The sequence below is a fragment of the Amycolatopsis sp. 195334CR genome (assembly GCF_017309385.1).
GTDB lineage: Bacteria > Actinomycetota > Actinomycetes > Mycobacteriales > Pseudonocardiaceae > Amycolatopsis.
Window position 1 is genome coordinate 116,776 of record NZ_JAFJMJ010000002.1, and the last position, 20,449, is coordinate 137,224.

18 protein-coding genes are annotated in these 20,449 nt (G+C 71.5%); 10 read left to right on the forward strand and 8 right to left on the reverse strand.

The genetic code is table 11. The features are described 5' to 3' along the window. The 3 genes from JYK18_RS23315 to JYK18_RS23325 form a co-directional block, all read right to left on the reverse strand. A complete protein-coding gene (locus tag JYK18_RS23315) occupies nt 1-528 on the reverse strand; it encodes an EF-hand domain-containing protein (protein WP_206804643.1) in 528 nt (175 codons plus the stop codon). A 137-nt stretch (nt 529-665) separates the two neighbouring features. Further along, on the reverse strand, nt 666-1,547 hold the full coding sequence (locus JYK18_RS23320; protein WP_206804645.1) for an ADP-ribosylglycohydrolase family protein: 882 nt from the start codon (nt 1,545-1,547) through the stop codon (nt 666-668). 19 nt (nt 1,548-1,566) lie between these two features. Then, on the reverse strand, nt 1,567-2,862 hold the full coding sequence (locus JYK18_RS23325; protein WP_206804647.1) for a DHA2 family efflux MFS transporter permease subunit: 1,296 nt from the start codon (nt 2,860-2,862) through the stop codon (nt 1,567-1,569). Nucleotides 2,863-2,893: 31 nt separating this feature from the next. Here JYK18_RS23325 and JYK18_RS23330 point away from each other — a divergent pair, with 31 nt between their 5' ends. From JYK18_RS23330 to JYK18_RS23350, 5 genes are all read left to right on the forward strand, one after another. Beyond that, a complete protein-coding gene (locus JYK18_RS23330; RefSeq protein ID WP_206804648.1) occupies nt 2,894-3,466 on the forward strand; it encodes a TetR/AcrR family transcriptional regulator in 573 nt (190 codons plus the stop codon). Nucleotides 3,467-3,533: 67 nt separating this feature from the next. Next, nucleotides 3,534-4,892, forward strand: a complete 1,359-nt coding sequence (locus JYK18_RS23335) for a sorbosone dehydrogenase family protein (RefSeq protein WP_206804650.1) — start codon at nt 3,534-3,536, stop codon at nt 4,890-4,892. Nucleotides 4,893-4,901: 9 nt separating this feature from the next. Then, entirely contained in the window at nt 4,902-6,224 is a 1,323-nt protein-coding gene (gene pcaB / locus JYK18_RS23340) for a 3-carboxy-cis,cis-muconate cycloisomerase (RefSeq protein WP_206804652.1), read from the forward strand. Beyond that, entirely contained in the window at nt 6,224-6,994 is a 771-nt protein-coding gene (locus JYK18_RS23345) for an ABC transporter ATP-binding protein (RefSeq protein WP_374195060.1), read from the forward strand. The genes pcaB and JYK18_RS23345 overlap by 1 nt, the downstream gene beginning before the upstream one ends. After that, nucleotides 6,970-8,544 carry a hypothetical protein gene (locus JYK18_RS23350; RefSeq protein WP_206804654.1) on the forward strand — a complete coding sequence of 525 codons (1,575 nt, stop codon included), beginning with the start codon at nt 6,970-6,972 and terminating at the stop codon, nt 8,542-8,544. The genes JYK18_RS23345 and JYK18_RS23350 overlap by 25 nt, the downstream gene beginning before the upstream one ends. Nucleotides 8,545-8,571: 27 nt before the next feature. Here the strand turns inward: JYK18_RS23350 and JYK18_RS23355 are convergent, their stop codons facing one another. The 3 genes from JYK18_RS23355 to JYK18_RS23365 are packed head-to-tail and all read right to left on the reverse strand — an operon-like array spanning nt 8,572 to nt 10,911. Beyond that, the gene (locus JYK18_RS23355) at nt 8,572-8,958 is read right to left on the reverse strand and encodes a PGPGW domain-containing protein (RefSeq protein ID WP_206804656.1); all 387 of its coding nucleotides are present in this window, start codon (nt 8,956-8,958) and stop codon (nt 8,572-8,574) included. Nucleotides 8,959-8,968: 10 nt separating this feature from the next. Further along, a complete protein-coding gene (locus JYK18_RS23360) occupies nt 8,969-9,757 on the reverse strand; it encodes a GNAT family N-acetyltransferase (RefSeq protein WP_307796024.1) in 789 nt (262 codons plus the stop codon). Continuing rightward, entirely contained in the window at nt 9,754-10,911 is a 1,158-nt protein-coding gene (locus JYK18_RS23365; protein ID WP_206804658.1) for a PLP-dependent aspartate aminotransferase family protein, read from the reverse strand. Before JYK18_RS23365 ends, JYK18_RS23360 begins: the two co-directional genes overlap by 4 nt. A 60-nt stretch (nt 10,912-10,971) precedes the next feature. Between JYK18_RS23365 and JYK18_RS23370 the strand changes: the two genes are divergently transcribed. The 4 genes from JYK18_RS23370 (at nt 10,972) to JYK18_RS23385 (ending at nt 15,314) form a co-directional block, all read left to right on the forward strand. Then, entirely contained in the window at nt 10,972-11,469 is a 498-nt protein-coding gene (locus JYK18_RS23370) for an Lrp/AsnC family transcriptional regulator (RefSeq protein ID WP_206804660.1), read from the forward strand. A gap of 632 nt (nt 11,470-12,101) precedes the next feature. Beyond that, entirely contained in the window at nt 12,102-12,506 is a 405-nt protein-coding gene (locus JYK18_RS23375; protein ID WP_153034584.1) for an Lsr2 family protein, read from the forward strand. Nucleotides 12,507-12,597: 91 nt separating this feature from the next. Beyond that, on the forward strand, nt 12,598-13,131 hold the full coding sequence (locus JYK18_RS23380) for a GNAT family N-acetyltransferase (protein WP_206804661.1): 534 nt from the start codon (nt 12,598-12,600) through the stop codon (nt 13,129-13,131). Between the two features lie 164 nt (nt 13,132-13,295). Continuing rightward, a complete protein-coding gene (locus tag JYK18_RS23385; RefSeq protein ID WP_206804664.1) occupies nt 13,296-15,314 on the forward strand; it encodes a tetratricopeptide repeat protein in 2,019 nt (672 codons plus the stop codon). On the opposite strand, the gene JYK18_RS23390 is transcribed toward JYK18_RS23385, so the two are convergent. Together JYK18_RS23390 and JYK18_RS23395 are read right to left on the reverse strand one after the other, a co-directional pair. Continuing rightward, nucleotides 15,303-15,719, reverse strand: coding sequence for a hypothetical protein (locus tag JYK18_RS23390; RefSeq protein ID WP_206804666.1), 417 nt, complete (start codon nt 15,717-15,719; stop codon nt 15,303-15,305). The genes JYK18_RS23385 and JYK18_RS23390 overlap by 12 nt on opposite strands. Before the next feature lie 20 nt (nt 15,720-15,739). Continuing rightward, entirely contained in the window at nt 15,740-16,954 is a 1,215-nt protein-coding gene (locus JYK18_RS23395) for a hypothetical protein (RefSeq protein WP_206804668.1), read from the reverse strand. Between the two features lie 294 nt (nt 16,955-17,248). Here JYK18_RS23395 and JYK18_RS23400 point away from each other — a divergent pair, with 294 nt between their 5' ends. After that, nucleotides 17,249-20,155 (forward strand): BTAD domain-containing putative transcriptional regulator, encoded by a 2,907-nt coding sequence (locus JYK18_RS23400; protein WP_206804670.1) that lies wholly within the window; start codon nt 17,249-17,251, stop codon nt 20,153-20,155. Nucleotides 20,156-20,449: the final 294 nt, after the last annotated feature.

A 20,449-nucleotide genomic window follows, 5' to 3' on the forward strand; every position in this document is an offset into this window, starting at 1 on the left:
TCAGCCCAGTAGCGGGAGGTCCAGCCTGCCGAAGTGGAAGTCGCGGACGGCGGCGAGGAGTTCCGCGGTGGAGAGCAGGCCGTCTCCCGAGGAGTCGATCCGGGCGAAGGCGGTGCGTGCCTCCTCCTGCTCTACGCCGAGGGCGCCCAGCCAGATGGCGAACTCGTCACCGTCGATGTGGCCGTCGTGGTTGTCGTCGCACATGCCGATCACGCCGTCGACGACGGGGCCCATCACGCGGTTGAAGGCGGCCTCGCCCTCCTCGAAGATGAGGCGCTCGGTCACCACGCGGAACTGCTCCCGCGTAAGCGAGTCACGCGCCCCTGCCTGGGAGGTGAGGTAGTCGAACAATCCGGTGAACGCGGCCATCAACGCCCTGGTCTCCGGTGACGCCTCGCCCTTGGCGAACGCCTCGGCGATCAGGTGCGCCTCTTCCCGGAAGTCGGCGAGTTCGAGGGCGCCGTCCCCGTTGGTGTCCCACTTCTCGAAACGCTGGGTGAGCCGATCCTGCGCGACAGCGGTCGTCATGGAAGCGTAACGTAGCAGCGACTCAGGGTGACGGTAAGAGGGTGAGCGGAAGGCTCACCGGTGGGGTGAAGGACGGCATGCCCCGGTCACGGTGGGTTCGCTCGGCGGCGAGCGGATTCACCGGCGCGGAGGCAGCTTCACTGCTGCGGTACGGGGTTCGTGAACCAGGCGGGTAGCGGCTCGCACGAATTCCACCAGTCCAGCGGGATCACCCCGCTCCCACCCCGCGCGGCGATCACCCCGCCGACCATGGCGCACACCGTGTCGATGTCTTCGGCGACGCGTGCGGCTGTCCACAGTGCACCGACGAAGTCGTCGAAGTGGTGGGCGGCCAGCCACAGGGCGAGCGGCACGGTGTCCGCGGCGCTCACCTCGCGTCCGTTGCCCAGTTCCCGCGCGACCTCGTCGGCCGGGCCGCCGTGCCCGGCGGCTGCCTCCAGCCGTCGGCGGACCTCGCTGCGGGGCAACCGCGCGGCCACCGCGTGCAGCAGGTCACCGCCTGAAAGCGTCGTGGTGCAAGCGAAAGCCGCCCCGAGGGCCACCGCAACCGCGCCGGTGACGCCTTCCGGGTGCGCGTGCGTCACCTCCGCCGAACGCGCGGCTTCGGCGGCCACGGTGTCCAGGTCCGGGCCGAACCAGGCGCCGAGCGGGGCCACCCGCATCGCGCCACCGTTGCCCCACGACCCGTTCCCGAACACCGACGGCGCGACCTCCCGCCACGACTCGCCGCGCCGGTACCGCAGCAGCACCCGTTCGGCCCCCGACCCGTACCCCCGGTCGGGATCGAAGTGGTGCTGGAAGTGCCACGCCAGGTCGTCCTGGTCGATGCGGCCGTGCCGGGCCAGCACGGCGAAGACCGAGCAGGCCATCTCCGTGTCGTCGGTCCACGACCACGGCGCCCGCGGCAGCACGCGCCCCACGACGTCGGGGTGGTCGCCCGGCAGCACGATCTGCGCGCCGAACGCGTCACCGGCCTGCAGTCCGTACAGGCTGGCGTGGGCGGGGTGCTCCTCGGTCATGGCTGCGAATATGCCAAATTCACCGGCCCGCGGTGTGCAGAACGGCCGCACTGGCCACGGTCAGCCCGGAAAGCAGGGCCAGCGCGCCGAACGCCCAGTCGGTGCCCGCCCCGGTGACCAGCACGGCCACCCCGGCCGCGCCGATCGCGCCGCCCGCCCGCTGCACGATGTTGACCAGCGTGGTCGCGTCGCCGAGGCGGTCGGCGGTGACCGAGGCGTAGGCGGCCGTCGTCGCGGGCAGCTGGGCCAGCGCCAGTCCGGCACCCCGCACCACCAGCAACCCCGTCAGCACCGGAATCGGCAGCGGCAACAGGACCGGCAATGTGGTCACCACCAGCAGGACGGCACCGGCGAGCGTGACCGGCCCCGCGCCGTGCCGATCGGTCAGCGCGCCGCCGAGGTACAGCGCGCCCGCGCTGCCCAGCCCCATCGCGAGCAGCTGCAGCCCGGTCGCCGTGCTGCCCAGGCCTACTTCCAGGTGCAGGAACAACGGCAGGAGCAGCAGGCCGCCGTACAGGTTCGCGCCGGTGAACCCGGTGGTGACGGTGGCCGCGGTGAACCGGCGATCGCGCAGCAGCCGCAGGTCGACGAGCGGCCGCGGGGTGCGCAGCGCGGTGCGGGTGAACGCGGCGATCAGCAGGCCGCCGAGCAGCAGCAACAGCACCGAGCGCGAAGTGGCGCCGTAGAGCAGCAGGGGTAGCCCGGTGCCCAGCAGCGCGAGCCCGATCCGATCGAGCGGACGGCCGTGGTCCCGATCGCCCGGCGGGACCAGCCCGCGGGCGGCGAGCAGCGCGAACACCCCGATCGGCAGGTTGATCCAGAACAACCACCGCCACGACGTCAAGTCCAGCAACAACCCGCCGAGCGCGGGTCCGATCGCCGGGCCGAGGCTGATCACCACCCCGAGCGCGCCCATCAGCCTGCCGAGCTGCTCCGGCCCGGCGACCGCGCCGAGCACCGCCTGCCCGGCGGGCACCAGCAACCCGGCGGCCAGGCCCTGCAGCACCCGCGCGGCGATCAACGCGAGCACACCGGGAGCGAGCGCGCACAACACCGAAGCCGCCACGAAAACCGCCAGCGCCACCGTCCACACGCGACCGTAACCGAAGCGGCCGCCCAGCCAGCCGGACGCGGGCAGTGAGACCGCCAGCGCGACGAGGTAGCCGGTGACGATCCACTGCACCACCGGCAGCGTGCTGCCGAGATCGGCCCGCACGGCTTCGACGGCGAGGTTGACCAGGGTCGAGTCGAGCATCGCGAGCAGCGCGCCGAGCCCGGTGACGGCGGCGATCTTCCAGGTGCGCGACGGAATCATGGTTTTTATCGTACCGTGGTACTATAAAAACGTGCCGAAGCGAGTCGACCACGAGCAGCGGAAGCGGGAGTTCGCCGCCGCGCTGGTGCGCTGCGCCCGGGTCCGCGGCCTGCACGCGACCGGGTTCCGCGAGGTCGCGGCCGAGGCCGGGGTCTCGCTGAACCTCGTGCAGTACTACTTCCCGACCAAGGAAAAGCTGCTCCAGGGCGGGCTGGTGTACGTGCGCGAGCGCATCACCGAACGGCTGCGGCGGCTGGACGACCCGGACCCCGAGCAGCGCGTCCGCGCGATCCTCACCGAACTGCTCCCGGCCGACGAGGAGAGCACCGACCTCTACTGCGTCCACGCCGCGTACGCCGCGCTCGCCCTCACCGATCCGGCGCTCGCCGCGCAACCGCACGCCGCCGGGCCGGACGAACTGCACCCCTTGCTCACCGAGTTGCTCGCCGAGGCCGGACTGGCCGAGCCGCAGCTGGTCGCCATCAACCTGCTCGGGCTGGCCACCGGCCTGTCCGCCTACGTCGTGTCCGGCTACCACCCGGTCGACACCGCCCGCGCGGCACTGGCCGCGCAGCTCGATCTGGTCTTCGGCCAGTCGATCTGACAGATGCCGTCCGCCGCCGCGTCGGCCAAGCTGGACCGAGCAGGGCAAAACGGACAAGGAGGCGGACATGCCGGAGGACGGCAAACCGAAGCGGCGGCTCCGCCGGCGGCTCGGCTGGGTGGCGCTGGGCTTCGTGCTGGTGGTGGCGTTGCTGGTGGGGGTGGCGGCGTACGCGCTCGATCCCGGCGGCGATCCGCCCGACCCGGCGGGACTGGGCTCGAACCCGCAGGTCGCGGCGCCCGACGAGCAGACCATTCCGACGGTCAACGCGGCCAACGTGATCGGCTGGCCCGACGACAAGGCACCGATCGCGCCGCCGGGGTTCACCGTCACCCGGTTCGCCGCCGGGCTGGACCACCCCCGTTGGCTCTACCAGCTGCCCAACGGTGACGTGCTCGCCGCCGAATCGGCGACCACACCGGCCAGTTCGCTGTTCGACTCGCTGTTCGACCTGGTGCGCGGCAACGACGGATCGCGCAAGCAGAGCGCGAACCGCATCACGTTGCTGCGCGACGCCGACGGCGACGGGACCGCCGAATTTCGCACGCCCTTCCTGGAGAACCTCAGCCAGCCGTTCGGCATGGCGCTGATCGGCGAATCGCTGTACGTGGGCAACACCGACAGCGTGTGGCGCTACCCCTACCGGAGCGGGGAAACCCGCGTCAGCGCCCCGGGGCAGAAGATCCTGGACCTGCCGGCGGGCGGGTACAACAACCACTGGACGCGCAACGTGGTCGCCGCGCCCGACGGTTCGAAGCTGTACATCACCGTCGGTTCCGGCAGCAACATCGCCGAAAACGGGCTGGACAACGAGATCCGGCGCGCGATGGTGCTGGAGGTCAACCCGGACGGCACCGGGGAGCGGGTGCTGGCCTCGGGCATGCGCAACCCGAACGGCCTCGACTTCGAACCGCAGACCGGTACATTGTGGACGGTGGTGAACGAACGGGACATGCTCGGCGACGACGCCCCGCCGGACTACTTCACCCGCGTGCGCGACGGCGATTTCTACGGCTGGCCGTGGAGTTACTGGGGCCAGCGGGTGGACGACCGGGTCGAACCCCAGCGGCCGGACCTGGTGTCGGGCTCGCTCGTCCCGGACTACTCCCTCGGCGCGCACACCGCACCGCTCGGCCTGGGCTTCTACCGCGGCAGCACCTTCCCGGAACGCTTCCGCGGCGGGGCGTTCATCGGGGAGCACGGTTCGTGGAACCGCGGGCGCTCGGTGGGCTTCACGGTCAACTTCGTGCCGTTCCGCGACGGCATGCCGAGCGGTCCGCCGGAGGACTTCCTCACCGGGTTCAAGCCGGACCCGGACAATGCGGACACCTACGGTCGCCCGGTCGGGGTGATCGGTACCAAAACGGGCGAGCTGCTCGTCGCGGACGACGCCGGGAACACCGTGTGGCGCGTGGCGGCGGGATAGCATGGCGGCATGGACATCGATTCCGGCCTGCTCGCGCCGGTGTGGGCGGGTACCGGACTCGCGGAACTGGTCTCCGACGAGGCGTGGCTGCGGGCGATGCTCGACGTGGAGGTCGCGCTCGCGCGGGCGCAGGCCGAACTGGGCGTGATCCCCGCGGCCGCCGCCGAGCGCATCGCCGACGGCGCCCGGACGGGACGGTTCGATCTCGCCGCACTCGCCGAACAGGCCCGCGGTGCGGCGAATCCGGTGGTGGCGCTGGTGAAACAGCTCACCGAGGCGGCCGGTCCCGAAGCGGCGGAGTACGTGCACCGCGGCGGGACCAGCCAGGACATCTTCGACTCCGCGTCGATGCTGGTGGCCAAGCACGCGCTGGACGCGATCGAGGCCGACCTGCGCGCCACCGCCGGTGCACTGGCCGAACTCGCTTCCGCCCACCGGGAAACCCCGATGGCCGGGCGGACGCTCACCCAGCACGCGGTGCCGATTTCGTTCGGCCTCAAGGCGGGGACGTGGTTGCAGCTCACCCTGGACGCGCTCGACCGCGTGCGGGCCGTGGTGCTCCCGGCGCAACTCGGTGGTGCGGCCGGAACCCTTGCCTCCTATGAGGAATACGCGGGACGGCCGAATGGACCCGAGTTGCTGGCGGCCTTCGCCCGGCAGCTCGGGCTGGCCGTGCCGGTACTGCCGTGGCACACCGCGCGCACGCCGATCGCCGACCTCGGGGCCGCACTGGCCTTCACCACCGGTGCGCTGGGCAAGCTGGCGGTCGACGTGCAAACGCTGTCCCGCACGGAAATCGGCGAGGTGACCGAACCAGCCGCCGAGGGGCGCGGGGTTTCCTCGGCCATGCCGCAGAAGCGCAATCCGGTGCTGGCCACCCTGCTGCTCTCGGCGGCGAAGCAGGTCCCGGCGCACGCGCTGGTCCTGGCGCAGAGCCTGGTCGCCGAGGACGAACGCGCCGGTGGTGGCTGGCACGCGGAATGGCAGCCGTTGCGCGAAAGCCTGCGGCTGACCGCCGGAGCCGCCCGCACCGCGGCGGAACTGACCGGTGGACTGGAAGTGCATCCCGGGCGGATGCGGGAAAACCTCGCACTGACCGGTCGCGGGATCGTCTCGGAACGGCTCACCATCGCACTGGCGTCGACCATGGGCAAGGCCGCGGCGAAGGAACTACTGGCCCGGCTGAACCGCGAGGGTTCGCTGGCCGACGCCGAAGAACTGCGCGATCTGCCCGATCTCAGCGCGCCGGAGGAGTACCTTGGCGCTTCGGCCGCGCTGGTCGGCAGGGTGCTCGCGCGCGCGGAGGAAGTACTGCACACCAAGGGGGAATAGTGGCGGAAGACCCGGCCATGGGGTGGTACGGCCTGAGCAAGCGGTTCGGGCCGACGATCGCCGCGGACAACGTGAGCCTGGAGGTGCCGCGCGGCTCGTTCTTCGGGCTGGTGGGGCCGAACGGTGCGGGCAAGACGACCTCGCTGTCGATGGCGGTCGGCCTGCTGCGCCCGGACGCCGGTTCGGTGCGGATCTTCGGCACCGACATGTGGCAGCAGCCCGACCAGGCCAAGGCGCTGGTCGGCGTGCTCCCGGACGGACTGTCCATTCCGGAACGGCTGACCGGCCGCGAACTGCTGACCTACATGGGACAGCTGCGCGGCCTGGCCCCGGCGGCGGTGGCCGAGCGCACCCACGAACTGCTCGGCGTGCTGGAGCTGACCGACGCCGAGCGCACGCTGGTGATCGACTACTCGGCGGGCATGCGCAAGAAGATCGGCCTGGCGATGGCGCTGCTGCACGCACCGCGGCTGCTGGTGCTGGACGAGCCGTTCGAGGCGGTGGACCCGGTTTCCGCGGCCACCATCCGCACCATTCTCAACCGCTTCGTCGCCTCCGGTGGCGCGGTGGTGCTGTCCAGCCACGTGATGGCGCTGGTCGAGCAGTTGTGCAGCCACGTCGCGGTGATCACCAAGGGCCGCGTGGTGGCGGCGGGTTCGGCGGCCGAGGTGCGTGGTGAGGGCAGCCTGGAGGAGGCGTTCGTGCGGTTGGTCGGCGGGCGCACCGGCGGCGGGGAAGGACTGTCGTGGTTGGCGTCTTCGTCCGACTGAAGCTGCTGGTCCTGCGCAATTCGCTGCGGGGGACCCGGATCGTCGGCTGGGTGGTGGGCGGGCTGGTCGGCCTGGTGGTGGCGGTGAGCACGCTGCTGGTCGGGGTGGTGCCGTTCGACCGGCCGGAGACCTCGGTCGACCTGCTGGCCTCGATCTACGCGGTGTGGCTGATCGGCTGGGTGCTGGCCCCGGTGGCCACCGGCGGGGGTGACGAAACGCTGCGGCCCGAGCAGTTCGCGCTGCTGCCGCTGTCGAACCGGCGCCTGGCGGCCGGGCTGCTGGCGGCCAGCCTGGTCGGGGTGACCACGCTGGTCAGCCTGGTGGCGTTCAGCGGCCTGTACTTCTACGGCCTGCGCTTCGGCGCCGCCCCGGCGCTGGTCGGCCTGCTCTTCGCGCTCCTGCAGCTGCTGCTGGTGGTGCTGGTCTACCGGGTGGTGACGGCCGCGCTCGGCACGCTGCTGAGTTCCCGCAAGGGCAAGGAACTCGGCATCCTGCTGGTGGCGCTGACCGGGTTGTCCGGGGTGGGCCTCAACTACGCGCTGAACAACGTGGGCCCGGCGATCATCGAGGGGCAGGCGCCCGGCCTGGTGGCCGTGACGCGGGCGCTGCCCTCGGGCTGGGGCGCGATCGCGGTGCACGCCTCCGCCGAGGGGTCCTGGGGAACGGTGCTCCTGCTGGTGGCCGGTCTGGTGGTGCTGATCGGGGTGCTGCTGGTGCTCTGGGGCGCGTTGCTGGCGAAGCGCGTGACCTCGCCGTCCTACCGCGGTGCGGCCAGGGTGCGCACGTCGGAGCGGGCGGTGTCGACGGCGGCGGTTTCGCCGGTGGGCGCGGTGGTGCGCAAGGAACTGCGCACCTGGTGGCGGGACGCCCGGCGGCGGGTGGCGTTGATGAGCACGCTGATCATGGGCGTGGTGATCTGCGTGGTGCCGTCGTTCTCCGGGGAATCGGGTACGCCACTGGCCATGCTGGGGTTGTTCGTCGCGGTGTTCGCCTGCCTCCAGGCGGGGAACCTGTACGGCTTCGACGGCAGCGCGTTGTGGCACACGCTGGTCACCCCCGGCGCGCCGCACGCCGACGTGCGCGGGCGGCAGTTCGCCTGGGCGTTGCTGGTGGCGCCGATCGCGGTCCTGCTCAGCCTGGTCACACCGGCGGTGAGCGGGCGCGCGGACCTGTACCCGTGGGTGCTCGGGTTGCTGCCCGCGGTGCTCGGTGCCGGGGCGGGAGCGGTGCTGCTGCAGTCGGTCTACGTGGCCTACCCGCTGCCCGACCCGCGCCGGAACTCGAGCCCGTGGACCTCGGGCGGGCGGCCGGGGTGCGCGCGGGTGCTGATGATGCTGGCGATCACCCTGCTGCAGCTGGTGACGGCCCTGCCGGTGGTGGCGGTGGAACTGGCCGGTGAGCTGAACGAGGTGGAGGCGCTCCGCTGGGCCGGGGTGCCGGTCGGCCTGGTCACCGGGGGACTGGTGGCGTGGTGGTGGGGCCGGATCGCGACGCGGCGGCTCACCACACGCGGCCCGGAACTGCTGAACACGGTGGCCAAGGAGATCTGAGCGCCCGGCCATGACGGTCCACAGTGGTCAGTGGGTCCGCCGGGCCTGGACCCGCCGGTAGCTGTAACCGAGCAGGACCAGCAGCACGATGCCGGACAGGATCAGGCTGGTGCCGGTGCTCCACCCGGCCAGCGGCAGGCCGGGCACCAGCCCCCACACCACCCCGGCGCCGATCAGCGCCAGCCCGGCCAGCACCGAACCGGCGATCCGCAGCGGCGAGGACACGCTGTCCTCGGCGGCCTTCATCGCGCGGTCGCGCACCGGGTCGACGTAGCGTTCCAGCTTCGGGAACTCCGAGGCGAGGATGAGCAGGCCCGCCAGCACCAGCAGCAGGCCGGGCCCGGGCAGCACCAGCAGGACGATGCCGATCACCAGGATCAGCACCCCCGCCACGGTCAGCAGCACGCGCTTCATCGATCCCACGTTAACCGAGCGCGGGCGTCCCGGCCGGGCGAGCGGCGTACTCGGTGAACGTGCCGTCCACGGTGAATCCGAGCCGCCGGTAGACCGGTTCACCTTCGGCCGAGGCCTGCAGCACGATCGACGGGAACCCGGCCTCGACGGCCGTGCGCAGGGTCGCCAGCGTCATCGCGCCGCCGAAGCCGCGCCGCCGGTGGCTCGCCAGCGTGCTGATGTTGTAGATGCCCGCGACCCCGGCGTGCAGGAAGACCTCACCGGTGCACACGGGCACGCCGTCGGAGTAGCCGACGAGGTACCGGGCCGGGCAGCCGGGAGCGAGCGCGAGCGGGGCGGTCCTCGCGACGAAGTCCACCACGGTGACCGCGGGCGGGTCCCAGTTCGCGGCCAGCACCCGGGCGTACGCGGCCAGGTCCGCGGGGGTGCGCGCCGGGCGGATGTCCAGTCCCGCCGGGCGTTCCTCCGGCAGCGGACCGTCCACAGTGGTGGACATCGAGGCCTCGGTCTCGGTGGCGTGCAGCCCGGCCGCGGCCAGCCGGGCTGCCAGGTCCCGGGGTTCGGACCCGGGACCCACCCACCACGAGAACGGCCGCGGCCCCAGCGCGCGCAGGGTTTCCGCGATCCGGCGGTCCGCGTCCCGCTCGGGGAAGCGGGCGGCGGCGATGACGTTGAACGTGTCGTCGTCGAGCCCGCTGTCGGCGACGACCAGATCGCCGGGTTCGTGCGTGGTCATGCCCGCCGAGCCGCGGTGCAGGTGGCAGGCGTGCTCGGCGAGGTTGGCTTCGGCTGGGTTCACCCCGTCGATGATCCACCCAGTGCCTGGTCGAGGTCGGCCCAGAGGTCCTCGACGTCCTCCAGGCCGACCGAGATCCGCAGCAGCTGCTCGCTGATCCCGCCGTCGGCGCGGTCGGCCGGGTCCATGATGTGGTGGCTCAGCGAACCGGGGTGCTGGATGAGGCTGTCCACGCTGCCCAGGCTGACCGCGGGGGTGAACAGCCGGACCGCGCCGATCACCGCGTGCGGGTCGCCGTGGACCTCCACCGCCAGCATCGGGCCGCCACCGGACATCTGCTTCTCCGGCCGGTTCTCGGTGCGCCCGGGGTAGTGCACCTTCGCGATCCGCGGGTGCTCGGCCAGCCGTCCGGCGAGTTCCGCGGCGGTCGCCGAGGCGGCCCGCATCCGCAGTGGGAGGGTGGAAAGCCCGCGCAGCAACAGGTACCCGGCCAGCGGGTGCAGCGTCGCCCCGGTGAGGAAGCGCAGTTGCCGCAGCTTGCGGGCGTGCTCCTCGGAACAGGTCACCACGCCGCCGAGCACGTCGCCGTGGCCGCCGAGGAACTTGGTGGCGCTGTGCAGCACGATCCGCGCGCCGTGCTCGGCCGGGCGTTGCAGCACCGGGGTGGCGAAGGTGTTGTCCGCGAGCAGCGGCACCGGGCCGCAGGCGTCGGACAGGCGGCGCAGATCCGTTTCGGACAGCGTCGGGTTCGCGGGCGTCTCCACGATGACCAGCCCGGTGTCCTCGCGGATCGCGCCGGCCACCTCGTCCGGCCGGGCGAAGGTGACCTCGTTGCCCAGCAGGCCGGAGGCGATCAGGTGGTCGCTGCTGCCGTAGAGCGGCCGGACCGCGACCACGTGCGGTTTGCCCGCCGAAACCGCGGCGAGCAGGCACGCCGAGAGCGCGGCCATCCCGCTGGCGAAGGCGACCGCGGCCTCGCAGCCCTCCAGTTCGGCCATCGCCGCCTCGAACCGGGCGACGGTCGGATTGCCGACGCGGGCGTACACCGGCGGGCCGTCCACCTGCGCGCCGGTGCAGAGCACGTCGAGGCGGTCGGCTTCGGTCCGGCTGTCGCGCGAGGGGTAGGTGGTCGACAGGTCGAGGGGGACCGCGTGCACGCCGAGTTCCACGAGATCGTCGCGGCCGGCGTGCACGGCACGCGTGTTCAGTGAGGTCATGCCGCAGAATCTGGCAGCCGGGCCGGGATGCGGCCACGAGGTCCGGACTATGTTCGGCGCATGGAGCAGAACGTGCGCCTGGATTCGGTGGACGCCGAGATCCTGCGGCGCTTGCAGAACGACGGCCGGATGGCCAACAAGGAACTGGCGGCGGCGGTCGGCATCGCGCCGTCGACCTGCCTGGACCGGGTGGCGCGGCTGCGCCGGGCCGGGGCGATCACCGGGTACACCGCGCAGGTCGACCCGGCGGCGATCGGCCGCCCGATCGAGGCGCTGCTGGCGGTGCAGGTCCAGCCGCACGCGCGGCCGCTGGTGGACCCGTTCGTCACGCACGTGCTCGGCCTGCCGGAGACCAGGGCGGTGCACCACGTGACCGGGCCCGACGACTTCATCGTGCACGTGGCCTGCGGCAACAGCCAGGACCTGCAGCGACTGGTGCTCGACGAGTTCACCGCCCGGCCGGAGGTGGCCCGGCTGCAGACGCACCTGATCTTCTCCACCTGGCCCGGTGGCCCGCTCACCCCGTACCGCGGGACCTCCACAAAGGACGGGGCGTGAGATGACGTCGTTATGAAACGCGGGTGCCGCGCGGCGCATCGGCCGCCGCCGAAAGCGGGTGCCGCGGTTACCCCGGATGGCCCGGCCCGGGGTTCCGGCGGAGGGGTTCCGGCGGGGGTTCCGGCCGGAAATGCGCCACCGGAATTCCGCCGGGAATCGGACTCGCGAACCGGCCGGAAACGACGGAACCGGCCGCTCGCGGATCCGGCGGGCGGCCGGTTTCGGCGGTGCCCCGCGAACGCCGGTCGGCAACCCTGGTATTCCGGGCTGGTTCGCCGGTATGGTGCACCGGGGCGACGGTGCGGTCGCCGCACCGATCGGGCCACCCCCATTGCGCGTTCACGACGGCAGGCGGTGATCGTCACGCTGCGCGTTTTGTTCGGCCGGATCGAAACGCGGGGTGCCCGGGGTTTCCGGCGCGCCGCTCTCGCAGGCCCCTGAACTGCAACGTCCTGTGTGGACCGCACGTTTCTTGTCCGGCGTGCAACCGGATTGAGGCGCTGTTCGTGATCCCGATTTCGTGATCGGCGGCGAGAATGACAAACTATAAAGGGCGGGGCCCTCGCACGCCGCGACTGCCGCGCCCGTTATGGTGCGGCTGGCTGATCAACGAAGCGGGAAGAGAGCACATTATGGCGCAGAAGGTTCTGGTCGAGATGATCGACGACATCGACGGCGAGATCGCCACCCAGACCGTGCCGTTCGGTTTGGACGGTGTGTCCTACGAGATCGACCTGTCCGACGACAACGCCGCCAACCTCCGCGACGAGCTCGCGCGCTTCATCGCGGCCGGTCGGCGCACCGGCGGCCGCAAGGTGCGGCTGGCCACCGGCGAGTCGGCTTCCTCCTCCAGCGGGGCCGACCGCGAGCGGGCCCGCCAGGTCCGCGAGTGGGCCAGGGAGAACGGCTACCAGGTCTCCGAGCGCGGCCGGATCTCGGCCGAGATCACCGAGGCCTTCGAAGAGGCGCAGCGCAAGCCGGCGGCCGCCAAGGCCCCGCGCAAGCGCGCCGCCCGCAAGAAGGTCGCGGCGAAGTAGTGCGCAGCCCGTCCGGCGCCACCGGTCCCGAGTGGACGATCCACTCCGGACCGGTGGCGCCGGGCCGTGCGCCCGGCATAGGGTGCACGTCATGGGGGAGGCCCATGAGGAACTGGCGACCGGGCGGCTGAGCCTGCGGCGGCCGGTGCCCGGTGACGTCGACGCCATCCACGCCATTCACCGCGATCCGCGGGCCTGTGCGCACAATCCGTCCGATCGGCTCACCGCGCGTGACGAAGCGGAACAGCTTTTCCACCGGTGGGACGCGCATTGGTCCAGCCACGGCTTCGGCTATTGGACCGTGCGCGTGACTGGATCGACGGAGGCCGCCGGGTTCTGCGGCCTGAAAGTGGTCGAGTTCCGCGACCGGATGGTGTTGAACCTCTTCTACCGCTTCGCCCCGGTGCACTGGGGCGCCGGCCTGGCCACCGAAGCGGCCACCGCCGCGGTGGAATGGGCCGCCGCGCACCGGCCGGACTATTCCGTGATCGCCAGGGTGCGCCCGGCGAACACCGCTTCGGCGAAGGTCGCCGCCCGGGCCGGCTTGATCCGAGCCGCCCACCTGGACGGCCCCGGCCACGACGGCCACGACCTCATCTTCACCGGCGCCAATACGCTGCGTTGACTACGGCCGTACATTTGCCGCGAAGGGTTACGCCGATTGGCAGGCACGCCCCGGATATCCCGGGTTATCTCCGAGGAGTTCGTCACAATGGGGCGGCGGGCGGTAGCGGTGTGCGGTACACCGAGAATTCTGCCGTAAAACGCCGGGGGGTGTGGGTAGTCCTGATGGGTGAAGCGGGGGCGTCGTCGAACCCGGACGACAGACGAAGACCAGTACCGGTGCCGGCGCAGCTCCCGGCGCCCGCCGCCCGGTTCGCGCACCGGCGCGAAGAACTCGCCGAACTGGAATCGGTGCGCCGCGATCGCGGGCGCCCACCCCTCGCCGTGCTGAGCGGACCGGGCGGGGTCGGGAAAACAGCGCTGGCCCTGCGCTGGCTGCACGGTGTTCGCGAGGACTACCCCGACGGGCAGCTGTACGTCGACCTGGGGGCGTTCACCCGCGGCGGCCCGCTCCAGCCGGACACCGTGCTGCACTGGTTCCTGCTCGCACTGGGCGTTCCGGCCGGGGACATCCCGGCGGAGCGAAGTCAGCGGGAAGCGCTGTACCGGACGATGACCGCCGACAAGTCCTTGGCTTTCCTGCTCGACAACGCCATTTCCGCGGCGCAGGTCCGCCCGCTGCTGCCGGTCACCCGGCGCGGGGTCGTGGTGGTGACCAGCAGGCACCGGCTGACCGGTCTCGAGATCGACGGGGCGAAGGTCATCGACATCGGCTTCCTCAACCCGCGCGAATCCGTGGACGTGCTGGCCGAACTGGTGGGAGCGGAACGGGTCCGGGCCGAACCGGAAGCCGCCGACGAACTCGCGGCCGCCTGCGCCGGTCTCCCCATCGCGCTGACCCTGGTGGCCGGACGGCTGCGGCGGCACCAGCGCCGCCGGTTGTCCCGTGAAGCGTCGAGCCTCGCCGAACGGGGTCGGGTGCTGCAGTTGACGCCGGAGGACGGTCCCTCGATCGACGCGGTGTTCGCGGCTTCCTACGACGGTCTCAGCCCGCTGGCCGCCGAATTGTTCCAGGTCTGCGGGGCGCATCCCGGAATCACCTTCGCCCCCGCGGTGATCGCCGACGTTTCCGGCTTGGACCTCGACCGCACCGAGGACGGGATCGACGAACTGGTCGACCGGAACCTGCTCATCGATGTGGCCGGTGGCCGGGTGCGGTTCCACGAACTCGTCCAACTGCACGCCCGGGCGCGTGCGGAGGATTCGATGGTGCGGGCCGTGGTCCAGTGGTATCTGGACGTGCTCGTCGAAGCCGACTCGCTCGTGCACCCGCACCGGACGATGTGGGGTCCCGGATATGCGGCGGGCCCGCGGGAAAACCCGCGGTTCGCCGACCGGGAGCAGGCTCTGCACTGGCTGCGTGAGGAGTCGGAGGCCATCCGGGCCGCCTTTTCCGAAGCGGACCGGAACGGCTGGCACGAACTGGTGTGGCAGTACTGTGAAGCGTCTTGGGGATTCTTCCTGCTCTACCGGCAGTACGACGACTTCGTCGAATCCCAGCGGCGCGGGATCGTCGCCGCGCGCGAGTGCGCCGAGCCGTTGGTCGAAGCGAGATTGCATTCCCAGCTCGGGTTCGCCCTGGCCCAACTGCGGCGGTACGACGAATCCATCGCGGAGAACGAGGTGGCCTTGTCCTTGGCCACGGAGCACGGGCACGAACCCAGTGTGGCCACCGCTCTCGCCCAGCTCGGCAGGTGCGCGCGGGGTAAAGGCGAATTGCCGGAAGCGCTGGACTACTACCGGCGTGCCGCCGAGTTGCAGGAAAGCCTGGGCATCACCCGCGGGGTCGCGCTCTGCCGCCGGCGCGCCGGTGACGTGCTGGCGAAACTGGGGCGGTACGACGAGGCGGAGGGAGAACTCCGTGCCGCGGCGGGCTTGATGCGCGAACTCGGTGACCGCAACCAGTACGCGAGGGCGTTGATGGTGCTCGGGGCGGCTCAACGGCAACGCGGTGAGCTGGCCGAGAGCGCGGACGTGCTCGAAGAAGCGCTGCGCGTCGTCCGCGATCTCGGCTCGCCCTACTACCTCGCCGAAGTGCTCGCCGAATTGGGCGACCTCGCCCAGGCCGGTGCCGACCCCGCCGCGGCCAGGGCCTATCTGACCGAGGCGAAGGAGAACTACCTGATCGCCGGGGACCCCAAGGCGGACGCGATCGCCGCCCGCCTCGAAGCCCTAGCCCGGTGACAGGGACAACCCGCTGGACCACCGGCTGAACGCGTAGGCCAGCGATTTCGCCACGACCTCCGGCGAGTCACCGCACCACCCGGCCGATTCACCGGTCCGGCTGGTCACCACCATTCCGGTCGGGTGGTGGCAGCCAACCACCCCCGCCCCGCCGAACTGGGCCAGCACGACCCGCGCGAGCCGTTCGGCGGAGCGCCGGTCGGGGGTTCGGCCCGCGAGCAGCGCGTCACCGCAGCGGTGCCACGGCCCCGGTGCCGCGAGCAGGTCCACCATGAGGCAGGAGCAGTCGAAGCGGCCGCGTTCGCGGCAGATGCCCCGGATCCGGAGGTGGTCGACCCCGGCCGTCTCGTGCTGTCTCGTCAGGACCAGGTTCAGCGCGCCGGGCAAGCTGGCTTCGGCCGTCACGGTCTTGCCTCCGTTCCGGGTCAGGCCGCGAGCGGGGTCGGGTCCGGTACCGGGCAGGCCGCCGCCCGGCCGTCCGGTTCGGTGAGGTCGAGCAGTCGGTACATCCTGGTGCGCAAGGATTCCGCCGCGCCACCCGGCCGCGAGGTGACCACCTCGGTGACCGCCCGCCGCAGCCGTGGCTGCCCCGCCCTGGCCGCGGTCACCTGGGGCAGCAGCGGGCGGTCCGGGTCGAGCACGGGGGTGCGCCGCCGGAGGGTGTCGGCGGGGCTGCCGGGCCGGATCGTGTCCGGCTGGCGGGTCGCCATGCTGACCGGGCAGCCGGCCGCCGCCGCGTACAACGTGGTCGACCCGTGATCACCGATCACCCAGTCCGAGGCCACCATAGTGGCCCGCCAGCCCTCCTCCGGCGGGATCAGCAGCAACCCGTGACGCAGCGCCGCCGACAACCAGCCCCGGACCTGGCGGGTGCCGTGCACCGCCCACACGTTGGGGTGCAGCACCGCGGCCACCCGGACGCGGCGGGACGGGCGCTCGTCCAGCAGCCTGCGGCACAGCCCGGGCACCTTGCCGAAGGCCGAGTCGGCCGTCCAGGTCGAACTCACCGTCACCAGGCGGTCTTCGGGATCGATGCCGAGCGCGCGCCGGTAGAGCGGGCGCATCGGCAGGCTGGCGGTCATCCGGTCCCAGCAGATGTCACCGGCCACCCAGGCGCGCGGCACGGCCTCCGGGCACAGTTCCCTCAGCGCGTCCAGCTCGGCGTCCGTGGCGAGGGCGAGCGCGGCCGGGAGCAGCCGGCCGCGGAAGCTGAGCAGTTCGCGGTCGAGGCCGGTGCTGGGCCGGGTCGCGCCGTCGGCCTTCCGGCTGAACTGAACCGACTTCATCGTGCCCGCGCCGTGCGAGACCAGCAGGATCCTTCCCCGGAGCTCGGCCAGGTGCCGGTGGCTGGCGCACAGCACCAGGTCCCAGGTGTGCTGGATCGCCTGGTGCCACGGCACCACCAGCCCGCCTTGGGCGCGGACGTACTCGTCGACCCCGTGCCAGACGTCGGTGGCCCGAGGCACGGTGAAGACGAGCTGCACGCGGTGGTCGGCTTCGAGCAGTGGGACGAGGTCGAACAGCCGGGTGCCCGCGGTCATCGTCGGGATGACCACCAGCACGGTCCGGCAGCCCGCCATGGTGACCCGGGCGGTGGCGCCTGTTCCGAACGAGCCGCGTATCCAGAGTTCGCCGTTCATGGTTCCTCCCCGTGGCGTCAGGTGCTACGCGTCGAGGATGTGCCGGGCAGCCGGACCAACCGCTGACAGCGGACGGGACAAACGGCTGACAATGTCGGGACAAGGTTGATTGACCGGCTGCTTCCTGGCTATTCGGACGGCAAGATGGGAAACTTGGCGAACCGTATCGCACGGCGTTTCCCCGGGGAGGGGGCTGGCTCGCTCGTGGACGTGGAGTTCGGAATTCTCGGCCGCACGGCGATCCCTTTGCACGGAACGGCGACCGCCGAATGGGGGTCCCCGAAACTGCGGTCGATGCTCGGGGTCCTGCTGGCGCATCCCGGCCGCCGCATACCGATCGACCAGCTGCTGGACTGGCTCTGGGACGGGGAGTCCGGTCAGGCGTCCACGGTGCACACCTACGCCAAAAGGATTAGACAACCGTTGGCCGAGGCCGCGCCGGAAGTGGTTCTCGAGATCAGTGGTGGCGCTTGTTCGGTGTCCGTGCGGCGACAGCAGGTCGATTTGTTCGTGTTCCAGGATCTGGTCAGCGAGGCCCGGGAACAGAGCCGAAACGGCGACCATGAAAAAGCATGTGCAAATGCGTGTGCGGCGACCGCGCTGTGGCGGGATCGCCCGTTCGCCGAACTGGCGACCGTGCGCGCGGAGGGCTGGCGCCAGGCGGTGATCCGCAACGAGTGGCTCCCGGCGAACTACCTCGTGCTCGACGAGCAGCTGGTGCTCGGGCGGTTCGCCGAGGCGCTGCGGCGGCTCGACGACCTCCAGCGCGATCACGGGCTGGACGTCGGGCTGGCCAAGCGGCGGATGCAGGTGCTCACCGGGTTGGCCCGGCAAAACGAGATGACCGACTACTTCCTCGGCGTGCGGCGGCGCCTGCGGGGCGAGGGCGACGACCAGGCCGCGGCCGAGCTACTGCGGTTCCACGACGAGCTCAGGGCGCGAGCGGCCGTCGTCAGCGTGCCGGAGCGTCCACTTCGGCCGGTGACGGAGGCGCACCCGCCGCCGCGGCAGCTACCGCAGGACATCCCCGATTTCACCGGGCGGCCGGAGTTGCTCGACCGGCTGGACGAGGAGACGGGGGTCGCGACGGGGCCGCCCCGGTCCGCGGTGGTGGTGCTGACGGGTTTCGGCGGAGTGGGCAAAACGGCGACGGCGGTGCACTGGGCGCATCGGCGGGCAGCCTGCTTCCCGAACGGGATCCTCTTCGTCGACCTCGGTGGCTTCTCGCCCCACCCGCGGGTCGACCCCGGCGAGGTGATCGATTGGTTCCTCGCCGCGTCGGGCCGGTCGTGCGAGTCGGTCAGCCTGGCCGGTCGCGCCGAACGGCTCCGGGCGCACCTGGCGGCCAACCCGATGTTGATCGTGCTCGACAACGCCGCCGATTCCGCGCACGTCCGGCGGCTGCTGCCGCTGCTCGTCGGGTCGGTGGTGCTGATCACCAGCAGGCACCGGCTCGGTTCGCTCGGGATCAGCCACCACCTGCCGCGGCTGGTGGTCGAGCCGCTCGACGACGAACCGGCCGCCGCGCTCCTCGCCGGGCGCATCGGCCCGCGCGCGGTGGCCGATCCGACGGCGGTGCGGGACCTCACGCGGTCGTGTGGCGGGGTGCCGCTCGCGCTGCACCTGGTCGCCCAGCGGGTCGCCGACCGGCGGGGCGCGGAGCTGCGGGCGGTGGCCGATCAACTGCGCGACCCCGGCACGCTGCTGTCGATCGTGCCGGACGGTGAGGGGCACGACGAGAGCCTCAGCGCGCTGTTCTCGTTGTCGTACCAATCGCTCGCGCCGGAGCACGCCCGGTTGTTCCGGTGCCTGGGGCTGCACCCGGGTGCCGAATTCGGGGTGGAGGCCGCCGCGGCCCTGCTCGGCGTCACGCCGGCGGTGGCGAGGCACGGCCTCGACGCGCTCGTCGGGGCGCACCTGGTGGACCAGCCGGGCGCGGTCGACCGCTATCAAATGCACGATCTGCTGTACACGTACGCGTCTTCCCTGCCGCGGTCGGAAATCGAGCGCCGGTCGGCGGTGGAACGGGTGCTGAACTTCTACCTGCATTCCGCGGCGCGGGCGCACTGGGCGATTTTCCCGAACCAGCCGCTGCCCGAGATCGTCGATCCGGTGGAGGGTGCGGGAGTGGCGAAGTTCGCCGACGCGAATGCGTGGTTCGGGGTCGAGCGGGTGAATGTGAAATCGGCGGTGCGCGCCGCGGCCGAATTCGGTCTGCATTCGTACGCGTGGCAGTTGGCCCATGCCACCACCGAGTTCCTGGACCGGAATGGTTATTGGGAAGAGAACAAAATTGTGCTGACGATCGCTTGTTCTTCGTCGGCGGCTGATGCCCGGCCCGACGCGGAGGCCAGTTCCGTCAATGATCTTGGTTATCTGCTTTTGCATTTGGGGGAGCACGACGAGGCGGAGCGGCAATTCGAGCGTGCGCTCGTGCTGCTCGCCGATGGTGATCGGACCGGGGTGCTCACCGTGCTGTTGAACATGGCCCGGTTGAAATGGCAGCGGGAAAGGGACGACGAGGCGGTCGAACTCGCGCTGCGCTGCCAGGCCATGGCGCGCGAGCTGGGCGACCTCGACCGGTCGGGCAAGGCGGCGCAGCTGCTCGGCCTGTTGCACGCGGGTCAGGCGCGCCACCGCCGGGCGACGCTGGAGTTCCGGCGGGCGCTGGAGGCCAGGGAGCGGGCGGGGGATGTCGCCGGGCAGGCGGCGACGTTGGTGGAGCTGGCCTGGCTGGCCGTCCAGGAGGATCGCCTGGAGGACGGCGAGCGGTGTTGCGCGCGGGCCTTCGTGTTGCTGAGCCGGTCCGCCGATGTGGAGGTGCTGGCCAAGGCGCACGCGCGACGAGCCGAACTGCGCCTCGCCCGGCGGGATTTCGACGGGGCGCTCCAGGATGCGCGGGAGGCCGAGGAGGTCGCGGAGCGCAGCGGGTACGTGCGCTTGGAGGCGCAGGTGCTGGAAACCGTCGGCCGCGTCGCCCGCGCCACCGGCGACGCCCCACTGGCTTGGGACGCCTGGTGGCGGTCGGCCGCCATCTACCGCCGCTGCGGCATGCAGTCCCGCGCCGAACGGCTCGACCGCCGCCTGCTGGAAATCGGCCAGCTGGACGAGGGCGCGATCCCGGAGGCTCGACAGGCACGCGAATACAAGATCTCCATGCCCCGTATGGGGCCCCACGTCACTCCGCCGAGTGAAATCTAGGAAGTAGCTGCGCAGAGCCAGGTGCTAACGCGTGGTAATTGGCCAGGTAGGGGCCTTACCCGGGGAACGAGGGGTGGCCCGGGGTCGGCTCTACTGTAAGTGGCTACTGGAGCGCCAATTGACAGCGGTGACTTCTTTCGGGTAGATCATTTCGCGACCGGCATGAGCCGGCTTGGCGCGGCTCGATGAGCCCCAAGGGTAAGGAAACATTCAGTTGTTCAGCTTTTTTCTGATGAACGGCCCTGCGTTCGGTGATGCCCTGATGAACCTGGCGTGGTGGAAGTGCTGAACTGA